Here is an 18959-nt window from a genome sequence, read left to right as displayed (position 1 = left end):
TAGCGCGAAAATCAAAATTCTAAAAAATAATCAACATCGTTATCCTATTGTGGCATTATGTCGCTACTTAGGAATATCAAGGCATCATGCCTAATATCAGTGCAAAGCTACAAAATATAAACCTACCTCATATTATGCAGAAGAAATATTGACGGCCTACAATTGTAGCTGTCAATCTTATAGCTCTAGGTGAATTCATTTTGCCTTAGAACAATTAGCCATCTGCGTTTCGCGTTGTCACATTGTTCGGGTAATGAAGTCACTATCATTGACATCTAAGTGCACAGTTAAACGTTACCAAATACATCAAACCGCAATTTTGTTGTTTGAATAGGTGTTGCCATTCCAAGTTGTATGAATTAGTGTAACCTATTCAAGATCGGCGAAGCTGGGGTGATTTTGTGAAAAATAAAAATACCAATCAATTAACACAATTAGATGATGTATCAACTGTTATTGGAGTAAAGTAATGAGCAAAATTGATTTTACCTTACATAATATTCCATTATTACTTACGAGAAATAAAAGTAAGCAATGGCAAGAGGATATTATTCAAAGTTCAACAGCCTTATTAAACTTTTTAAAAAATAATGAATTATTAATTGGTCTTGAACCTTTTGATGATACAGGAAAATTAAAAACTGATACTGTTATTAAAATGTCAAACGTTACTCAAGAAAGCTTAGAATTATTCAAAACTACAGTAGATGAATGGTATAAATATCTCGCTAAAAGTACAGTTCCCGATAAGTATAAAAATATAAGTCGCTTAGAAAAAGGTTTAGCTAAAATTCGAAAAACTAAAAGATAATGTTCCAATAAGATAATTGTATGTACTAGCTCAAACTCTAATGATTAGCATAATTCTTAATGTAACAACCTCAACCGACTGATGAGCAAAAAACACAGCAGACACGGGCAGACCGATTACTATTATGATCGCACCGGAAAAATTGTAGGCTGTCGCAATCAAAGATACGGGAAACCCTGCAATATGATGTCACCGCAAACATATTGGATCGCAAATACAGAGAAGAATACAGCAACCACAATCTGATCCGCTGTAACCAGCTCCTGAATTTCAGAGGAAACCAATACAGCTACGGCCAGTACGACCGAACCCAAACAGAACAGACCATCGACGCAACCCAGCACTACCACTACGGCGCCAAACACCGTCTGAGCGAAGTACGCATCGAACAAACAGACCGCAGCCAGCGTTACGGCTACGTCTACGACGCCCTTGGCCAACGTATCGAAAAACATCAGCTAGACAGCGTGTAACTACCCCCTAAAATAGTACAGCAAAAAGTAAAAAATTCTCTATAACAAAAGTAAAAGAGGATTCAATTATGAAAAAAATGACTCAACATCAAATTGTAGCTATTTTAGGGGATAGTTACAATATCTCTTCGAACTCGAAACTTTACACTGAAAAAGTTAGCTCAGAGCCTAAAAGTGTTAATAAATCAGAATTTAATGAAGACACAGTTTTCACTGTATTATTGACGTATGTTAGGGATATAAATGCTTGTGTAGTTTTTTACATTAACGACGTCTGCAGCTTTGTTTTTTTGCTTAAGCAAGATGGTTTAAAAGACAGTCTCTTTAATAATATTATTCAGACTATATCTTTTATAGTAGGGTATATTCCTTCGTTAGCTTTACTTTTTAAGTTGATCAACAATGGAACAAAAATAAGAGGTTGTGGAGTCTTCGTATTTTTAATTATTATATTTCTTGTCGTTTTACTTGTCTTGTCTTGTCTTGTCTTTTCTTTATTAATATTTTCATTATATAAGGTAGTACCTGACGTGCTAAGACTATTCAATGGAAATTGCATTCTTAATTAAGAAATTGAGATTTATTATATTAATAATGGATTTATTCATGATTCAAGATTTATAAATCATTATTTAATGAGACACGAAATTAATTATAAAATCAATTTAATTTGGTTCTTGATCATTTTTGTGTCTTCATTGTTGACACGAAAGACATATCGATCAATAATGCACCAAATAAATTTTTCTATGAGGTTTTTATGGATTATTCAATACGTAATTTTCTTGTGTTTTTAGATGAGTTAGATAAATATATCAATCCAGAGACTTCAAGAAATATAACTTTGACCGCTAAAAGATTACTCAGTAATACTGATAGTGGTTTAGCGCTTTCAACTGATATAAGAAATGTTGATTTTGAAAAGATAGTTGCTCGTGAATATGCTGAATCTAATATTAGTGAAAAAGCGAAAAAAACATATGTTGGTAGAATGAATAGCGGCTTAAAGTATTTTATTCAATACTTAAATGGTGACAAAGTACATGTTGTTAGAGGCGGTATAAAAGCAGTAAGAAAACCTATAAGCGAAACGGTCGAAAAAGCAGTACCTGAATCGACAAAAACATTTGTTTTGCCAATTCCAATTAGAGAAGGGTTAATTTTAAATATTAGTAATTTACCATTAGATTTAACAGAGGAAGAGGCGGACAAAATTTCGAGAATTATTAAATCTTACGCTGTTATAAAGAGTTAAGGCTCAATAATGAGCCTTAAGGGTCGGCATGTTATAACATGCCTAATATATAGAGACGCTAACCGCTATATAGAAGTAAGATCTCTACGAATGGACAATTCATAGTATCCTACTTTCCCTGAATTGGCAAGTGTTAGTTAACTAGCGTCATTTAGGAGGATTGAGGATGAAATATCCAATAGATTCAATTAAGGATGTGTTTGTTAATGCATATTACCGCTTTCGTAATGGTGGTTGGGAGTATGTTTGTTCACACTTCCGTTCTCGTCCAAACCGTTAATGTGTTCTAGATGCAAACCACCTGTGGGTGGTTTTTATCGTGAAAAACTATTGATCAATCAAATGCAGCTCTAGTTTTTAATGCGATGATTAATAATAATTTTATTATAACTGGGTAAGTATTTTAAATTTAAAATTGTTACTTATTAATAAGTTAACTTTAGATCAAATATTATTAGATCATAACCCGTTTCGGCGGGTTTTTTATTAAAAATCTAACTGTTCAAGCTTGATTTGTAGTGCTTCGGTAATTTTAATCCGTGTTACTTTTCTTAACTTTTGGCTTTTTTCATATTGAGAATACGCCGATTGGCTAATACCTATTTTATTTGCAACTTCAACTTGGGATAATTTCAAATACTCACGCCATGCTTGAACTGGAGAATAATTATTATCAAAAACCATGTTAACAACTTCGCTTGGTACATCTGTTTCAATATTGATTGTTTTATTCATTATGATTCTTATGACTAATCTCAATATAATCATTATATAAGTTCTAGCAAAAATATAAATAAAAAGAATTGATAACCAAAGTTGACAGTTTAGCAGTGTGAGATATAATAGTTTTAAATTAAAACAGGAATAAAGCATGATTACTGTAAGTTATACACCAGAGATGGAAAAATGGTTGAAGTCGCTAAAAAATAAAATTGCAGCAGCTAAAATTAAAGTTCGAATTCGTCGTATACAAGAAGGTAACTTTGGTGATGTTAAGCCTGTAGGAGGTGGTGTATCAGAAATGCGGATTCATTGCGGAAAAGGGTATAGAGTTTATTTTATTAATCGCAATAATGAGATTGTTATTTTATTGTGTGGCGGTGACAAAGATACACAGCAGGCAGATATTAAAATTGCTAAAGAACTAGCAAATAAATGGGGCTAATTATGACTACAAAGCTAAAAAATTTTGATGTGGTTGATTTTTTAAACACTGATGAAGAAATGCAAGAATATTTAAATGCTGCAATAGAAGAAGGCGATCCTAAGTTTTTATTTATTGCGCTTGGTGATATAGCTAGAGCTAAAAACATCAGCCAACTTTCACGAGAGACAGGTATAAGTCGTGAGGGTATTTATAAAGCGTTATCAGGTGAGGGGAATCCTACTTTTAATACAATCTTTAAAATTGTTCAAGCATTAGGTTTGCAAATGCAGTTTTCATCACAAAAACACACCGATTGTTGTTAATTGAATATGAAAATCTAATGTAGATATACAAAATAAAATCAAACCTAAAGCTCGCAAATGTGAGCTTTTTTATGTCTGGAGGAAAATATGGAAACATTTTATTGGAGACCGCAAATAACCATGATACTCCACCAATTTATCCAAATAACGAGTCACTCTACCTGCGAGTAAACTCACGCCAATATCAATGCCTAATGCCTCACGGTTAAAATCATCTATCACATTGAAGGCGCTAAAACGACGTTGATTGCAACGACTATCACTCATAAAATCCACTGACCAACAGTCACTTTGTTTATTGGGAGCCAATAACTTTTCTGGCTCCCTAGGTAGAATTCATTGTTTCCGTTTTGTTTTAAGATTCAGTTTTAACTCACAATACACCCGATAAACACGTTTATGATTCCATTGATAGCCGAGCTTTCTGATACGATTAAAACACTTAGGAAAGCCCCAGCGTAAATGCCGGTCTGTGATAGCATTCAACACCGAAATAATCACGGAATCATCCTGTAACTTAGATTGATAATAGTAAGCACAACGGCTTAAGCCAACAATAGCACAACTCATAACAATAGTAACCGAATGATTTTGTTGTAGTTACTGTGCCCACGTTTTACGTGCCTTTGTCGGCACTAAAGCTTTTTTATGATTTCTTCCTGAAGCTGAGATTTTAAGCTCAGTTCGGCAAACATCTGCTTAAGCTTGCGGTTTTCAGCCTCCAGCTCCTTTAAGCGTTTGATATCCGACGTTTCCATACCGCCGTATTTTTCTCGCCATTTATAGAAAGTTGAATTACCCATGCCATATTTACGGCACAGCTCTTTAACGGGAATACCTGCTTCAGCTTCTTTTAAAATAGCGACGATTTGATGTTCAGTCATTTTTTTCATAATTAAATCCTCTTTACTTTTATCATAGAGAATTTTCTACTTTTTTGCTGTACTATTTTAGGGGATAGTTACAATTAAACAATCTGAAACTAGGTTTCCAAGCGTAAAAATAAATAGACTTACAGGTAATTAAATGAATAAAAACAAATATATTCATATGATTGATAGTTTTATTTCTTTTTTAGAAAAAAAAGGGATTTCTGTTTTAGGCTGTAATGTAGAGCAGATAGCGCAACTGGAAAAAAAATATGGAAAGCTTCCTCAGTTTTATAAATTATATCTTGAAAAATTAGGATGTTATGCTGGTGATTTTAAGGATGGCACATGGATGCTTTATTCTGATCTTGATGATATTAATGAAGAAACTATAGAATTGATGCATCAAAATAAAATAATTCCACCTAAAAATATGTTTGCCTTTTTAATGCACCAAGGATATACCTCTTTATTCTTTACTAATAGAGATATAGATGATCCGAAAGTTTATTGTTATACAGAATGTGAGGATATAGATGATATAAATAAAACTTTTAGCTTATGTCTAGAATCTGATATTAATTAGTATGTTAAATATGCATAATTCATTAATTTGTTGTCTTAAATAAAAATATATGCAATATCCGATTACTCTATACACTTAGAGTAATTAATATGATCTTAGATTTTTTACATTTATCAAATATTGATGGAAATAAACTATCGGTGGCATCGAATAATAAGAAAATCCAGTTACCAAATAATGTTTTTTCATATTTTAAGAGATGACAAGAGTGTACGCTGCAAACAATGACATCATCTAGGAATGCAACTATCTGCTCTGGGGGATGAAACAGATTCAAGAAATCGAACACATACCAATACAACACAACCTTAGATATCAGGGACAATATTTAAACAGAAAAACAGACTTACATTACAATACATTCAGCTATTATGATCCGGATATAGGCCACTTTACCCAACTAGACACGATAGGCGATATTAATCTTTATCAGTATGCGCCTAATGGATTGGCTTGGATTGATCCGTGGTGAGGGAGTTGTGGATCAATTAAAGATTCATATCAACAAGCAAGAAATAACGCCTTGAAGTGACAGGAAAAAAGAGGTTTTTAAAGCTGAAAAATTTAATATGGGAAGATTTGATTCTACAAAAGAAAAGCCCATTGGAATGACTTCTGCTGATGGAAAAACTGGATTTAGGGTTTAGGATTTAGGATTTAGGATTGAGTATGATGAAAGAAGTGGTGCTAATATAAGCGTATTTAGTGGAAAAAAGAAAGGAGAACATTTTTTATTTGATGTTATAAAATCAATTAAACTTCAAGGCCTATTTAATCTTGCTTCTAAGCACCGGAGAGACACATGACTCTTGATGATGAAATAAAAATGAAACTTTCGCTATTATCAGAACCACCAGAACTGGTTGATAATTGGTAAAATATTGCACATAAATTATTTAATTCTTTTGACTGGAAAGGAACCAAAATTGATTGGTCAAAAACTCTTAAACACAAAAGTAATCAACTTTTTGGAAGTTATTCCAGTTGGTTATCCACAATAAGAAAATTTATTGTCGATAATGATATATTTACTAAAATTAGAGAAAGCGGGGATATTTACTATGTAAATGATTCCTCTTTAAATTTTGCAGTACATCTAAAATTTAATCAATTTGATAGTTTCCTTGCTCTTGCTATAGAAAATATTCCTCAACATCATTATTTTTTTGATTCTTCAAATAAATGGTGCCTTGTTATAAGTTCTGAAGGGTTTATTGATTTTGGATTATCACTAAAAGAATCTGTTTAATTTTATTGTCTGAAAATATTTACGATAAAAAAGAGTTTTCTTTTTAAACAATAGCAATTAAAACTTACCGGTATTTACGGCACAGTTCTTTAAGGCAATACAGCCTCAGCTTCTGTTAAAATAGCTACGATTTAATGTTCAACCATTTTTTCATCATTAAATCCCCCTTTTACTTTTATCATAGAGAATTTTCTACTTTTTTGCTGTACTATTTTAGGAGTTAGTTACAGTATAAAACGTATGCCTGCGGTTTGGGCAACTAAATCTGATTTGAAGTCAATTAACTTAAACAATATATTTTCAACAACAACTGGTGGGATAGAGATAAAAGTAAGATGCTAACAGTACATAATCAGGCTATTGAGACAATATATGGAGAAATATATGGAAGAGACGCTTTAATATTAAAAGACGTCATATTAAATATGTTTCCCCTAGAATTAAAGGTAATAGCTTCTTTGGAATTATCGCTTTGCCAACCAAGTAAAGGACTAGAAGGAGAGGCTTTAATTTATTTTAAATTTGAAAATATAAAGAGCTTAAATATTACAATGATTGATGAATCAAGTTATCAGCCAATGATGATATCATGCTTCGATAAAATATTCGATAAAGAGAAAGATGAGCATTATATTTTAAGTACTTATGATCATGTTTTTGATGTTATTGGCCAATGTGAAGTAAGCTACAAATAGTTATTAAAATCAGGATTGATATTTAAAATCTTTCCGATTTTATTTGCTGTTTATTCTATGGCTAGTAATAGCAGAGATTAATCTTAGCTTGAATCAAAAACTCAGCAAATAAAAACAGACCAATTACCGCTATGACGAGCACTACAGATTAGCTTGGGGGGATTAAGTAGTTACCATCTTAGATTCATGGGAAGAATACCAAGCAAGAAAAGCAAAACAGGACAGGAAGTTATTGAAAGAATGCTCACTAAGGGTCGCATTCGTGATAGCGGTAACAACATGAAATTCAAAAATTCAACTAATAACCAATGGTATTATGTTCAAAATGCTGATATGGCACATTTAAAAGATGCCGTTAAATATTGGAATCAGAAAGGTAAGTGTCATAGGTCTAAATCTAAGAAAGTAAGATCATTCATGAGAGATTTAGATAATTATAAATTAGAATATTTTGGTCATAATCCTTCTCAAGGAGCATTTTTAACAAGTAAGGTTATAAAGATGAAAACACTATCTGATAATAAATTGGAAAAAGAAATAATTGCTATAGTAGAAATTGGTAATCAATATCATGACAAGAAAGATTTTACCAATGCCTTAAATAAATATAATGATGCTTGGCAATTACTTCCCGAACCAAAGCTAGATTGGGAAATAGCTAGCTGGATTTCAAAATGTATATATAGTGCTTATTTTGACTTATCAGATTTTATTACTGCTAAAAAATGGGGTGTAATTTCATTACAAACAAGGGGATCTAATATAAATACGGGGCCTTTAATTAATCTAGGAATGGTTTGTTATGAATTAAACCAGTTAGAGGAAGCATATAAATACTTTGATGAGGCTTATAAATATGGTAAAGCGCGAGCATTCCAGGAAAGGCAAAAAAAATATATAAACTTTTATTTAAAAGAGGCAAAAAGAAAAAATAATTTATAACTGTCGACATTAAAAAGCAAACAAACCAACGGCGCTACTCAGTACTACAGCTACAACACCTCCCCCCTATAATCGTAATCGTTTCCTATGGGGCGGCTTAACAATAATTCAGGAAACCAGCCCGAATCAGTACAGTAGCCTGTATATTTATACAAAACAAAGTACGAATCACTGGCAAGTAGAGATAAACGAAGTAATCAACCACAAAGGGTAATATACTTCCACACCAACCTGAACGGTTATCAGAAAGAGCTTATCGATACAAACGGCATCAGGAAATCCTAAGTTCTATGATTTTAGTGAAGTAAATAATGCAACTGATATGATTAATCCAAGTTAAACAGGCAAACAAAGTTTAAGTGGCAGTCAAGTTCCTTTACCTGTTGACCCAAACGAGGTATTTGTAAATACTATTACAAACTTGGATAAATTGCCTAATAGACTTGCAGCGATTAATGATCATGGTTCTCATATATTCAAGCAAAAACATGACATTTGATGAATATCAGAAATTGCTTAATCAAATTAAATGGGATTAGCTTATAAATGACAAAACTTATTGTTAATGAAAAAGAGGCATTTGCAGATTTGAAAAGAATAATGCAATCATGGGATGTGAATGAAAACAATACATCACAGAAATTAATAGATTTATTTTTAAGGAAATTAATACAATCTAAATGGGATAGAGAAAAGATATATAAATTTGCATTTTTATATATAAAAAATAATTTATCCGATTCAGATTACGATAACATTCCCGAGGCCGCTTTTGACTATTTGGATGACATAAAATCATCGATTATTGGTCATTGTAGTTATGATTCAATTTTGAAATTTCCTAATGAACCAAAAAATAAAAATGAACTAATAAGTTATGTCAGAGGTGAAAAATGGAAAAATTGATGTTCTAAAAATAAATTAAATTACTCTATAGTATCTTCAGGTACTATGATCCGGATATAGGACGCTTTACCCAGCTGGACCCAATAGGATTAGCTGGTGACTTTAATCTGTGTCACTATGCACCAAATGGATTGGCTTAGGTTGATCCTCTTGGGTGGAGTTGTTTGTTATTTCAGGGGTTCAAAAAAGGGGAACCTGTTTCTTTTAAAGCAAAACTAGGAGAGTATAAAATTGGTAAATCAGCGTTTAGTAAAGACAACACGCGGTATTTCTGTTTTTGATAATCCTACTAGTGTATCTAGTAAAGGGTTTATTCCTCATAAAATATGATATGACTACTATTAGCGATAATTTGAAAATTATCAGGTTGCGCTATCAAAAATACAGGTATTAGATTAATGAATATTATATTTCCTGATTGGTATGACAATTTGTTTCAACTTGAATGCGAATCTAAAGGAGTTGTATTAAATTTTGAAGTTACAGTAAATGGAAATACATACACATTCAATTTTTATGATCCGATACGGTTTATTCAAGATGCAGAAGATCAAATATCTGATATAGGGTATTTTAAAGATGAATATGCTGTAATCCTTAAAAAGGTAACAAAAGATAATATTATCAGATACTTATTATCAATTTAGTTTATAATTAAAATTTTTCAACAAACCTGTCATATCTAAATTACCTTTGCTCATATTGACATAAGAAAGCTAAAGTATTTTTCGGCTTTATCTATCTGGAATCATAAAGATTAAAGAATATAATGTCAGCAGAATTTTAATTATTTTTTAATGATGAAAAATAAAAGAATATTGTAAATTAAGGCATTGGATTTTATGTGAGGTAATAGCTATATGGGTGATATTAAAAATCTTGTTACGCGTTTAAATCATGGCGCTCAAGACGAAGTATATTGGCTTGGAGCTTGTGATGAATCACAAATTAATATACTTGAAAATAAGCTAAATTTGTCATTACCAAATGAATTAAAAGAATTTATTTTATTGGTTGGTGGCGGAGGGGTTGTTGGTGAAGAAATATCAGGCATAGTTGATAATAATGCCTTGGCTGAGTCTGGAGGAGCTATCTATTATGATACTTGTCAATGTCGAAATGAATACTCATTACCATTAGATATGGCAGTTATTTATTTTAAAGATGACGATGTATGTTGCTGTGTTGATTGTAGGAAAAATACTTATGGACAAATAGTTAATTATGATCTCTTCTCAAGAAAAATATCAAACGTCCTTGCACCGTCATTCAGATGTTTTTTTGAAGAATATGTAAACTTACGGACGTAAATTAAGACTGCCGCAACCACAACCTGATGCGTTTTAATCATCTACTTAAATTCAGAGATCAGAGCTATAGCTATCACCCGTATGGCAGCGTCAAAAGCAAACAAAACAACGACGTAACCAGCACTACAGCTTACAATGCCGAACATCGCCTAAGCAAAGCACGCATCGAACATTCAGGCCACAACCAGCGTTACGGCTATGTCTACAACGCCTTAGGTCGACGTATCGAAAAACATCAGCTAGACACAAGTGGAGACCAACCCTACAACCGTACCCACTTCCTGTGGAATGGCTTAACAATGATCAGGAAACCAGCCAGAATCAGCACAGTAGCTAGTATATCTACACAGACCAGAAACAACTGCAAACCACGAGCAAGCATAGACAAAAGAGGCAGCGAAGATGAAGAAATAGCCTACTACCACACCGACCTTAACCGTTCTCGGAAGAACTTAACGATGCAAACGGTGAAATATTGTGGAAATGTAGCTGTCAGCTATGGGGTAAACGATTTCAGGAAATTGAGCAAGAATCAATAGAGCAAAATCACAGATATCAGGAACAATATTTAGACAGGGAAACTGGCTTATATTACAATATGTTCAGGAGCTATGATTCGGATATAGTAGATTTACCCAGCCAGACCTGATTGAGTTACTAGGTGGCTTTAATCGGTATCAGTATGCGCCTAATGGGTTGGCTTAGACCGTTCCGTAGGAGGAATTGCAATTTATTACAGGCAATTAAGCACATTAAAAAGCAGCTAACTAAAGGAAAATAAGCTCTTATAAGAGTACGAAATAAACCTGATGCAGAAGAAATATTGAGAGCGTTAATTTCCGCGAACGAAAAACATCCTCAACACAAAGGATATATGGATACCACTAAATCAAGAACATTTTGCCCACAAAAAGATGCATCTGACTGATTACCTCGTCCATTTAGTAGAAAAAGGAGCTTATCATTGGGATGAATTTAATCCAAATGAGAAAATTAGAGGTCATGCTTCTGAAAGTGCGCATTTGCTAATTCACATCTATAACAGTCGAATTATTAGAATATTTTATGAATAAGAAAAAATACAATAATCCTTACCATCCATTTCCCTATGAAATGAAAGGGCAATTCTTTGAAAGATTAGAAGAAAATAAAACTCGTTTTATTGAGATTTATTCTATTGAATATGCAAAACCTTGGGATGACGACGAATGGGAATTTTCCTTGTATTCGCTTTATATAGATCAACTTATAAAACCAATAATAGATGAGGAAGAAGTGTTTTTTTTATATAAGCTCCGCACATATTATGCAGATCCTGCATTAACTGATAATAATAATGCATTCAATCAATCAATAACTTCATTTGAACAATATGTTTTTTCTAATTTCGATGAATTATTAGAATATATTGAACAACGATGGAGAATAGGATTAAGTGATTTTGTTCCAATTAATAAAACACATATACCTTATTAAAAAATAAAAATATTTGTATAAAGATACTAAATTATTAATTGAAGTTGAAAATTTATCAACAGTGATAAGGGTAGAGCAATGAAGATATTGAATTACATAATATTCCAATGCTATTAACTATTAATAAAAGCAAAGAATATCGACACCAAATAATAAAATCGGCCACTAGCTTATAATAGATAAAATTAAGCTTAAGTGAAACACACATCAAACAATCCGATCACAGCTAGCGTTACGATTATATCTACGACACCTTATGCTTCTGTATCGAAAACATCAGCTAGGCACAACGAAGACCAACCCTACAACCGTACTCGCTTCCCATGGAATAGCTTAAAAATGATTCAGAAAACCAGCTAGAATCAGCACAGCAGCCAGTATATCTACACAGACCGGAAGCAACTACAAACCATAGGCACGCATAGGTAAAAGAGGCAGTGGAGATGGAAAAAACAGTCTACTTCCACACCGAATGGGGTTGCTGTATTCACTATACGGATTCGATTGGCCTAGAAAACATCATGCGAATAGGTGTCTTAGAATCTTATGTAAAAGGTAAAGTTTATATCACAGATATTTTAATGATCCCGAAAGATGTAATGGCTAATATTATTAGAATATATTTATAAAGGAAAGTTAACACTAAATGAGATATTATATTCTGGTAAGAATCCATATTCTTTTTTGTCAAGTTTAGGTTATGAAATCAGATTAAAACTGACAAACAATCAAATTAATTCTAGTGTAAAAACAAAAGGTTGATAATAATGGATATTGAAAAAATAGAATTAACTAGAAGTGAAGTAAATGCTTTAACCAAAGCAATTCTTTATTTAAAGTTCGATTGTGAGGAAACAGACTCGTTATTTTATTGTAGCAGCCCCATTATTAATTCAATTTTTGAAAAATTGATAAAAATGTATGGGAATCAAAAAGATTGGAACAGAATTTTTTCAAATATTCCTGAAATGAATAAGAGTGTTGCTATTGATAAAATAGCTAATTATGAAAAACAAAACAATAGATATTTTGATGAGAAAACAAAAAATGAAATATTAGAAAAATATTTTTTCCCCTATAAATTAGACAAATAAAATTATTAATAGAGCCATGTTTCACATGGCAGGTATTATCAATATAAAAATGCACAAGGACATAAACGTGTCACAGTAGAATAAACAAATGATCCAATAGCTAAATGCGGACCAATCAAAACGTAGTGCTAATTCAATTACCTATGACTTCGAACAAGAACGATATCAAAAAATTATTGATTCGCTAACCAATGATCATCACATATATTATGAATAATAAACTTGAAAAAAAATTACTTTATAAAAAAGCAGAAGAATATGTTAGTCAATTAGAAGGAATTGAATCATTTACAATTTCGTCTGTTAATAATGAAGATTTCATTTGGTATAAAGAACAGCTTAAAATTTTTTTCAAGATTGATCAAATTGATAGCGAAATCAGGCTAGAGCACCCGATTAGCCAAAAAAAATTAATTGAAATTATAAATAACACTTTAAATAATAATTTTTTTAAATGCATCCAATTATTTGAAGAAAAATTTGCGATACACTTAAATATTAATTATCTTGATAATTTTTTAAAAAGTATATTTAAATACAACCAATCTTTTGATTTATCATTATTGTTTTTACAACCTGAAAGAATATTGGTTATTAATGATGATGAATATGAAATATATCTTCATTATCGTATAAACAATTAGGGATATGCAATCAGGGCTAAAAGGAAAAATTTACCTATGTAAATGGCGCAGTATTGTGAGCATACCGCTATCAGCTCTGGGGAAAACGGATTCAAAAAATCGAACACATCCCGATACAACAAAACCTTAGATATCAGGGACAGTATTTAGACAGAGAAACTGGACTGCATTACAATACTTTCTGATACTATGACTCGGATATAGGTCACTTTACCTAGCTAGCCCCCCGATTGACCAGCTGGGTGACTTTAACCTGTATCAGTATGCACCTAATGAGTTGACTTGGGTCGATCCATTAGGATTGACTGTACCGGGAAAATGCAACCATGTCATTTCGATAATGTAAGGATTAAAAGATTTTATTTAGATATATCTATAAATGGAAGAAAAACTACGGAAGCTAAATTAGGTTTAGATAAAGCTGACAATCTTATCTGGGAGCGGTTTAGTAACATGAAAGGTATTAGTAAAAAATCCATAACCCAAGCGAACAAGCATATAGACGGTTTGATAAACAATAAAAAAATTATGGGGAAAACTAAAACTCAAGTATCTCATGCCATAGAAGAATTTAAAAAGATATTAAATGACTCAAATAGTAATAAAAAGTCAATTGAATTGGCCGAGCGGGGTGTGGTTAAATTTTCAAAAATGCAGGAGAAAATTAATGGACTTAACTGATTTTCTGAGAACAGGAATATATTTGGAATTAAAAGTAGGCTTATCAGAAAAAGAAATATATTCTATTTTGCAAAAAAAAGATTTGGGTAAAAAATATTACTTTGATAAATTGAACAAAAGTGAAGGTTTTTCTTATTTTTATGATTCACTGGAAATAATGGTAGTTGATTCCAAGATACATTCCTTAGGATTTGATGTAGCTCGTCATCCAATTACTTTATTAAATAATGTAATTATATATTCTGAAACAAGTTTTGAACTTATTATGAAATATCTCGATATTGCTGATATAAACTGGTCTTTTGAAAAACAATATTGTTATAGTCGTGAATTAACGATCAAAACAGAAGGAAATGTTTTAATTGGTTGTGTATATGATAAAGGCAATTATTGGCTATCAAAATTCAAAACATTCAAATAGATTATTCATCTTTTTTATTCACAGCCAGATGGGTGCACCATCAACAGCCTGTATTACGGTTCCGACAACCTGCACCGCGAAGTATTACGCCACAAGAGCGGCTGAACACCACATTCAAATATGACTGCAACACAAACCAACCCGGCCCAGTATCTTAACAGAACGCAGCTACCAGTACGATCGCCTCGACCGATTGATAAGTACAGAATACAGCAACCTGATTCTCCTACATTTCAGAGGATATCACTACGATGGCCTGAAACGCCGTATCGAAAAACATCAGCTAGGCAGCGCAGACAACCCTACAACAGTACCCGCATCCTGCAGAATACCTTAAAAATGATTCAGAAAACTAACCCGAATCAGTACAACAGCCTGTATATCCATACCAACCTGAACGGCTCTCCAGAAAAGCTTACCGATACAAACAATGACATCGTCTGAAAATACTGCTATCAGCTCTGGGGTAAACATATTCAGGAAATTGAACATCAATCAATAGAGCAAAACCTCAGATGTCATGAATAATATTTAGGCAGAGAAACTGGACTACATTACAATACTTTCAAGCACTATGATCCAGATATAGGCCGCTTTACCTAGCCAGACCCGATAGGACTGCTGGGTGGCTTTAATCTGTATCAGTATGCACCTAATAGGTTGACTTGGTTGGATCCATTTGGATTAATGAGTTGTAAGCTAAATCATCAAACAGGGAAAGTTATAAAAAATATGGATATTCCCGTAATCAACATGGTTCTCAAATTAATGCACAAAAATTAATTGACCGAGAAAAAAATCCAAAAGACTCTGAGCCTATAAGGCATTTAATGATAACAAAATAATAGAGGAAGCGTTTGCTAAAGCACCAACACACATGGAGCACATGATGTTAAAGTATCACAATTATCAAAAATATATTATCCTGATAGAACAATAAAAATAATGGATATTGTAAGATTTATAAGAGTAGTCATTAGAGGCAAACCTATTATAGCCTGTCCCTATATTCCTGGAGATTAAAATGGAAACTATATTTGAGGTTAACTATCAAAATCCCATAGGCGATATTGATGATGATATTGATGACGAACTAACTCCTTTTCAATATGCATTGGAAGAATTGAGAAGATATGCTGAACCTGAGTTTTACATTAAACTGAAAGGCGACTATAGAGTACATTTTTACATTTATGCGGACATAACAGCATGTTATGAAGACATTGTTAAATCTGTCAAACGAGTAAAAAATAATTGGACAGGCAAAGATGATATTTGGTTTTGTGAGCAAGGCTCTGATTTTTACTTCTATTATGAAATTAAAGATAAAGGCGTAGAACTTGAATATAAGAAAGGACCAGATGTAGGCATATATAATGGAAAAATTCCTGATATGAAACTTTTTATCAGTAAATTAGAGTACATTCAGGTTTGGGAAACTTTATTTAAAGAATTATCGACACTTATTGAAGAAAAACTGAATAAAAAAATTAACTTACCCTTTTAATAATGTTTAAAAGTATTTAATTGGTTTGGAAGACATAAAAACCAATACAGTGTCCACGGACAAATCGGCTGCAAACAAACCAACGGCGCTACCCAGCACTACCACTACGACGCCTTAAGCCGGTGTATCGAAGAACATCAGCTAGGCAGCGCAGGCAACCCTTATAACCGTACCCGCTTCCTGTGGGATGGCTTAAAAATGATTCAGGAAACCAGCCAGAATCAGCACAGCAGCCTGTATATCTATACCGACCAAAGCAACTACCAACACTGGCACGCATAGTTAAAAGAGGTAGTGAAGATGAAGAAATAGTTTACGTCCACGCCGATCTAAATACTTCAAAACGAGAAAATAAATTTGATCGCGTTCCTCACTTTTATACTGCTGATGATTTGTCTGGTGATCCTCTCCAACCAAAAGTAAGATATAATCAATATGGTAGACATATTCCTGAAAATATGACAAAAATTACAAATGCTAAAGGCAAAAAATAATGTCATTATCTTTAAAAGAAAGATTGAAATTATCAGTTATTGAAAAAGAAAAAAAGGCAATTGTTCAAAATATCTCAAATAAATTACGGATTAATAATAACAGCTATTCGATAACGTTTGAGTCGCATGATTATAATGTCTTTTTGTCAAAATTTATTGATAATATTGAACATCAGCCAGTAGATTTATCAGTAAATGAAAATTTATTATTTAACCGATTTTGTGATTTTTTGAGTAGTATTGATACTAATGATTTAGTAGTTTTTCAAATTATCACTTGTAATACATATTATTATTTAAAATTGCATATTAATAACATTAAGCAAAATCCAACATTATTTTGGAATATGACAGTAAAGAATAGTAACAAGACGTTAGAGTGTTTGCTAGTTGCCATTAATAACTCTTTTGGATTTTCAATTTTACCAACAGAGAATTTTTATGAGTTAAGAATATGGAATGGTAATAATGAGTTGACTTAGATTGATCCTTGGGCTTAAATAATGAATTGTGTGCTTTTGGAAACAAAAACAAGCCCAAAAACCAAGAGCAAGCAAAGATATTGATACTGATAGCACTGGTATGGTAAAACCTCAGGTTGATAAAAAATTACCGCAAGGTGCATCAACCACATTAGATCCTAATAAGTCTCCATTAACTGAACATTACTATACAATACCTGAAGGAAAATCATTCCCTAATGGATTAGGTATTAAACGTGATATATTCATGAATGAATTTAAAAAATTATTTAACTCAATTTCTTGTGAGTATGGTAGTAACAAAATGAAAGATAATACAATTTTTTCTATAGAATGGTTTAATTTAAAAGAATCTGAAACAAATTTATTTTCTTCTAAATATTATTTTAGAAAATCAGAATGTTTTTTCCAACAATTACTATTAGCATTAAACACATTATCAGAACAAGGAACAGCGTTAAGATTCATAAGAGATGATGATTTTAATGACGAAGAATTAGAAATATTAATTCCTATAATTATAGACATATCAGTCGATGGCAATATTGATAATATTCCTATAGCTAGAGATATATTAATCAAATTTAAAGAGAATAAAATCGTAAAACATAAATTATGCAGTATGTTGGATCATTACCTTGCTTCTTTCGATGACTTTATATACCGAAGATTAGCTGAATTACTACTATACTTAAATTTCTCAGACTTAAAAATCAAATTAATGAATAAATGCCTAAAAAGTAACAATAATGACTTAATTGAACTATATCAAGATATTATTGAAAATTAAAATAATAGATTAGTATTTAGATAGAAAATTGAGAGACACCATTCTATATTATTTTGTGTATTTGCCAGTTAAAGGTAGCGATTGATTCTGCCCATCAAACTCTAAAAAATGAACGGGTGCCAAACCAGTTAAAATCCTATAACAGGTGAACGACATAGAGTCGACTTTGTGGTTAAAAGACAAATGGAAAATGGCGTCCTTATGAGATAACAAGTAAAACTGCCTCTAAGTACAAACAATTAGCAAAAGAAGCTCGGATACATAGTACAGGAAGTATATATGTGAAAAATAAAAATACTAACGAACTGATCGAAATTGAAAGTATATCAAAAGTTATAAGGCAAAATAATGAATAATGAAGATTTTGAATTACATAATATTCCTATGTTATTAGGCGCAAATAAAAGTAAAGAATATCAAAACCAAATAATAAGATTATCTACTAGTTTATTAACGTTTCTCAAAGAGAACCATTTACTAATTAATGTAGAGCCATTTGATCTAGAGGGAAATTTGAAAACTGATTTTATATTAATGAAATCTGCTGTTACGGAAGATGGTTTTGATTTATTCAGGAAATATGTATCTGGATGGCTTAAATATTTAGATAAAAGTACTGTAGAAAATAAGTATGAAAATATTAGTCGTTTGGAAAAAGGCTTAGCTAAAATTAGAGAGTTAAAGAATTTATAAAATTAAATACTACGATTATCTAAAATTTTATTATATTACTATCAAATCAAGGCATTTTAATATATAGATTAGTCGATTTGGCCAAAATCTAAGATTAAAATACAATGTTTA

General features: G+C 31.8%; 27 protein-coding genes and 4 pseudogenes. 27 read left to right on the top strand and 4 right to left on the bottom strand.

The annotated features are described in order from the left end of the window. The first annotated feature begins 469 nt into the window (after positions 1-469). The 4 genes from A9G47_RS01255 (at position 470) to A9G47_RS01240 (ending at position 2539) form a co-directional block, all read left to right on the top strand. A complete protein-coding gene (locus A9G47_RS01255) occupies positions 470-811 on the top strand; it encodes a hypothetical protein (protein ID WP_065641978.1) in 342 nt (113 codons plus the stop codon). A 203-nt stretch (positions 812-1014) separates the two neighbouring features. Continuing rightward, complete coding sequence (locus tag A9G47_RS13800; RefSeq protein WP_176700632.1) at positions 1015-1284, top strand: hypothetical protein; 270 nt, start codon at positions 1015-1017, stop codon at positions 1282-1284. A 68-nt stretch (positions 1285-1352) separates the two neighbouring features. Further along, on the top strand, positions 1353-1853 hold the full coding sequence (locus tag A9G47_RS01245; RefSeq protein WP_065641977.1) for a hypothetical protein: 501 nt from the start codon (positions 1353-1355) through the stop codon (positions 1851-1853). A gap of 191 nt (positions 1854-2044) precedes the next feature. Next, positions 2045-2539, top strand: a complete 495-nt coding sequence (locus A9G47_RS01240) for a hypothetical protein (protein WP_065641976.1) — start codon at positions 2045-2047, stop codon at positions 2537-2539. Positions 2540-3025: 486 nt separating this feature from the next. Here A9G47_RS01240 and A9G47_RS01235 read toward each other — a convergent pair whose 3' ends face one another. Beyond that, complete coding sequence (locus A9G47_RS01235) at positions 3026-3274, bottom strand: helix-turn-helix domain-containing protein (protein WP_218057401.1); 249 nt, start codon at positions 3272-3274, stop codon at positions 3026-3028. 136 nt (positions 3275-3410) lie between these two features. Here A9G47_RS01235 and A9G47_RS01230 point away from each other — a divergent pair, with 136 nt between their 5' ends. Both A9G47_RS01230 and A9G47_RS01225 read left to right on the top strand, forming a co-directional pair. Continuing rightward, the gene (locus A9G47_RS01230; RefSeq protein ID WP_065641975.1) at positions 3411-3704 is read left to right on the top strand and encodes a type II toxin-antitoxin system RelE/ParE family toxin; all 294 of its coding nucleotides are present in this window, start codon (positions 3411-3413) and stop codon (positions 3702-3704) included. Positions 3705-3706: 2 nt separating this feature from the next. Further along, entirely contained in the window at positions 3707-4009 is a 303-nt protein-coding gene (locus A9G47_RS01225) for an addiction module antidote protein (RefSeq protein WP_065641974.1), read from the top strand. 69 nt (positions 4010-4078) lie between these two features. On the opposite strand, the gene A9G47_RS13795 is transcribed toward A9G47_RS01225, so the two are convergent. The 3 genes from A9G47_RS13795 to A9G47_RS01220 form a co-directional block, all read right to left on the bottom strand. Next, positions 4079-4276 (bottom strand): hypothetical protein, encoded by a 198-nt coding sequence (locus A9G47_RS13795; protein WP_176700631.1) that lies wholly within the window; start codon positions 4274-4276, stop codon positions 4079-4081. Positions 4277-4345: 69 nt separating this feature from the next. Continuing rightward, a complete protein-coding gene (locus tag A9G47_RS13435) occupies positions 4346-4579 on the bottom strand; it encodes an IS3 family transposase (protein ID WP_081303486.1) in 234 nt (77 codons plus the stop codon). A gap of 65 nt (positions 4580-4644) precedes the next feature. Next, on the bottom strand, positions 4645-4902 hold the full coding sequence (locus tag A9G47_RS01220; protein ID WP_034909955.1) for a transposase: 258 nt from the start codon (positions 4900-4902) through the stop codon (positions 4645-4647). Positions 4903-5035: 133 nt separating this feature from the next. On the opposite strand from A9G47_RS01220, the gene A9G47_RS01215 reads away from it, so the two are divergent. The 21 genes and pseudogenes from A9G47_RS01215 (at position 5036) to A9G47_RS01130 (ending at position 18848) form a co-directional block, all read left to right on the top strand. Then, positions 5036-5464, top strand: coding sequence for an SMI1/KNR4 family protein (locus tag A9G47_RS01215; RefSeq protein WP_065641973.1), 429 nt, complete (start codon positions 5036-5038; stop codon positions 5462-5464). Between the two features lie 295 nt (positions 5465-5759). Continuing rightward, positions 5760-5933: pseudogene (locus A9G47_RS14795) on the top strand (RHS repeat-associated core domain-containing protein); the annotation flags it as partial. 1115 nt (positions 5934-7048) lie between these two features. Then, positions 7049-7408, top strand: a complete 360-nt coding sequence (locus tag A9G47_RS01205; RefSeq protein ID WP_065567338.1) for a hypothetical protein — start codon at positions 7049-7051, stop codon at positions 7406-7408. Positions 7409-7594: 186 nt separating this feature from the next. Beyond that, entirely contained in the window at positions 7595-8350 is a 756-nt protein-coding gene (locus A9G47_RS14435) for a GH-E family nuclease (RefSeq protein ID WP_218057400.1), read from the top strand. A 546-nt stretch (positions 8351-8896) separates the two neighbouring features. Next, a complete protein-coding gene (locus A9G47_RS01195; RefSeq protein WP_065567337.1) occupies positions 8897-9256 on the top strand; it encodes a hypothetical protein in 360 nt (119 codons plus the stop codon). 20 nt (positions 9257-9276) lie between these two features. After that, a pseudogene (locus A9G47_RS14790) lies at positions 9277-9393 on the top strand (RHS repeat-associated core domain-containing protein); the annotation flags it as partial. Between the two features lie 723 nt (positions 9394-10116). Beyond that, a complete protein-coding gene (locus tag A9G47_RS01185) occupies positions 10117-10566 on the top strand; it encodes an SMI1/KNR4 family protein (protein ID WP_065567335.1) in 450 nt (149 codons plus the stop codon). 475 nt (positions 10567-11041) lie between these two features. Continuing rightward, positions 11042-11215: an RHS repeat-associated core domain-containing protein gene (locus A9G47_RS14785; RefSeq protein ID WP_218057324.1), complete on the top strand. Its 174-nt coding sequence runs from the start codon at positions 11042-11044 to the stop codon at positions 11213-11215. 416 nt (positions 11216-11631) lie between these two features. Continuing rightward, on the top strand, positions 11632-12042 hold the full coding sequence (locus A9G47_RS01180; RefSeq protein ID WP_065641972.1) for a hypothetical protein: 411 nt from the start codon (positions 11632-11634) through the stop codon (positions 12040-12042). Between the two features lie 443 nt (positions 12043-12485). After that, a complete protein-coding gene (locus tag A9G47_RS01175; protein WP_065641971.1) occupies positions 12486-12671 on the top strand; it encodes a hypothetical protein in 186 nt (61 codons plus the stop codon). A 138-nt stretch (positions 12672-12809) separates the two neighbouring features. Continuing rightward, positions 12810-13136 (top strand): hypothetical protein, encoded by a 327-nt coding sequence (locus tag A9G47_RS01170; protein WP_065641970.1) that lies wholly within the window; start codon positions 12810-12812, stop codon positions 13134-13136. A 209-nt stretch (positions 13137-13345) separates the two neighbouring features. Continuing rightward, the gene (locus A9G47_RS01165) at positions 13346-13780 is read left to right on the top strand and encodes a hypothetical protein (RefSeq protein WP_065641969.1); all 435 of its coding nucleotides are present in this window, start codon (positions 13346-13348) and stop codon (positions 13778-13780) included. Between the two features lie 68 nt (positions 13781-13848). Continuing rightward, positions 13849-14087, top strand: a pseudogene (locus A9G47_RS14780) (RHS repeat-associated core domain-containing protein); the annotation flags it as partial. Next, entirely contained in the window at positions 14063-14461 is a 399-nt protein-coding gene (locus A9G47_RS01160; protein ID WP_141674774.1) for a hypothetical protein, read from the top strand. The pseudogene A9G47_RS14780 and the gene A9G47_RS01160, both read left to right, overlap by 25 nt. After that, complete coding sequence (locus tag A9G47_RS01155; protein ID WP_065641967.1) at positions 14448-14882, top strand: hypothetical protein; 435 nt, start codon at positions 14448-14450, stop codon at positions 14880-14882. The genes A9G47_RS01160 and A9G47_RS01155 overlap by 14 nt, the downstream gene beginning before the upstream one ends. A 498-nt stretch (positions 14883-15380) precedes the next feature. Next, positions 15381-15581: pseudogene (locus A9G47_RS14775) on the top strand (RHS repeat-associated core domain-containing protein); the annotation flags it as partial. 325 nt (positions 15582-15906) lie between these two features. Further along, the gene (locus A9G47_RS01150) at positions 15907-16389 is read left to right on the top strand and encodes a hypothetical protein (protein WP_065641966.1); all 483 of its coding nucleotides are present in this window, start codon (positions 15907-15909) and stop codon (positions 16387-16389) included. A gap of 182 nt (positions 16390-16571) precedes the next feature. Next, a complete protein-coding gene (locus A9G47_RS01145) occupies positions 16572-16883 on the top strand; it encodes a hypothetical protein (protein WP_065641965.1) in 312 nt (103 codons plus the stop codon). Beyond that, complete coding sequence (locus A9G47_RS01140) at positions 16883-17365, top strand: hypothetical protein (RefSeq protein WP_065566953.1); 483 nt, start codon at positions 16883-16885, stop codon at positions 17363-17365. The genes A9G47_RS01145 and A9G47_RS01140 overlap by 1 nt, the downstream gene beginning before the upstream one ends. A 28-nt stretch (positions 17366-17393) precedes the next feature. After that, positions 17394-18155 carry a hypothetical protein gene (locus A9G47_RS01135; RefSeq protein WP_065579961.1) on the top strand — a complete coding sequence of 254 codons (762 nt, stop codon included), beginning with the start codon at positions 17394-17396 and terminating at the stop codon, positions 18153-18155. A 348-nt stretch (positions 18156-18503) separates the two neighbouring features. After that, a complete protein-coding gene (locus tag A9G47_RS01130; protein WP_065579962.1) occupies positions 18504-18848 on the top strand; it encodes a hypothetical protein in 345 nt (114 codons plus the stop codon). The last annotated feature ends 111 nt before the right edge of the window (positions 18849-18959 follow it).

Origin of the sequence: Gilliamella sp. WF3-4 (genome assembly GCF_001690275.1) — a bacterium.
GTDB lineage: Bacteria > Pseudomonadota > Gammaproteobacteria > Enterobacterales > Orbaceae > Gilliamella > Gilliamella apicola_C.
This window is presented reverse-complemented; position numbering and strand designations above follow the sequence as displayed.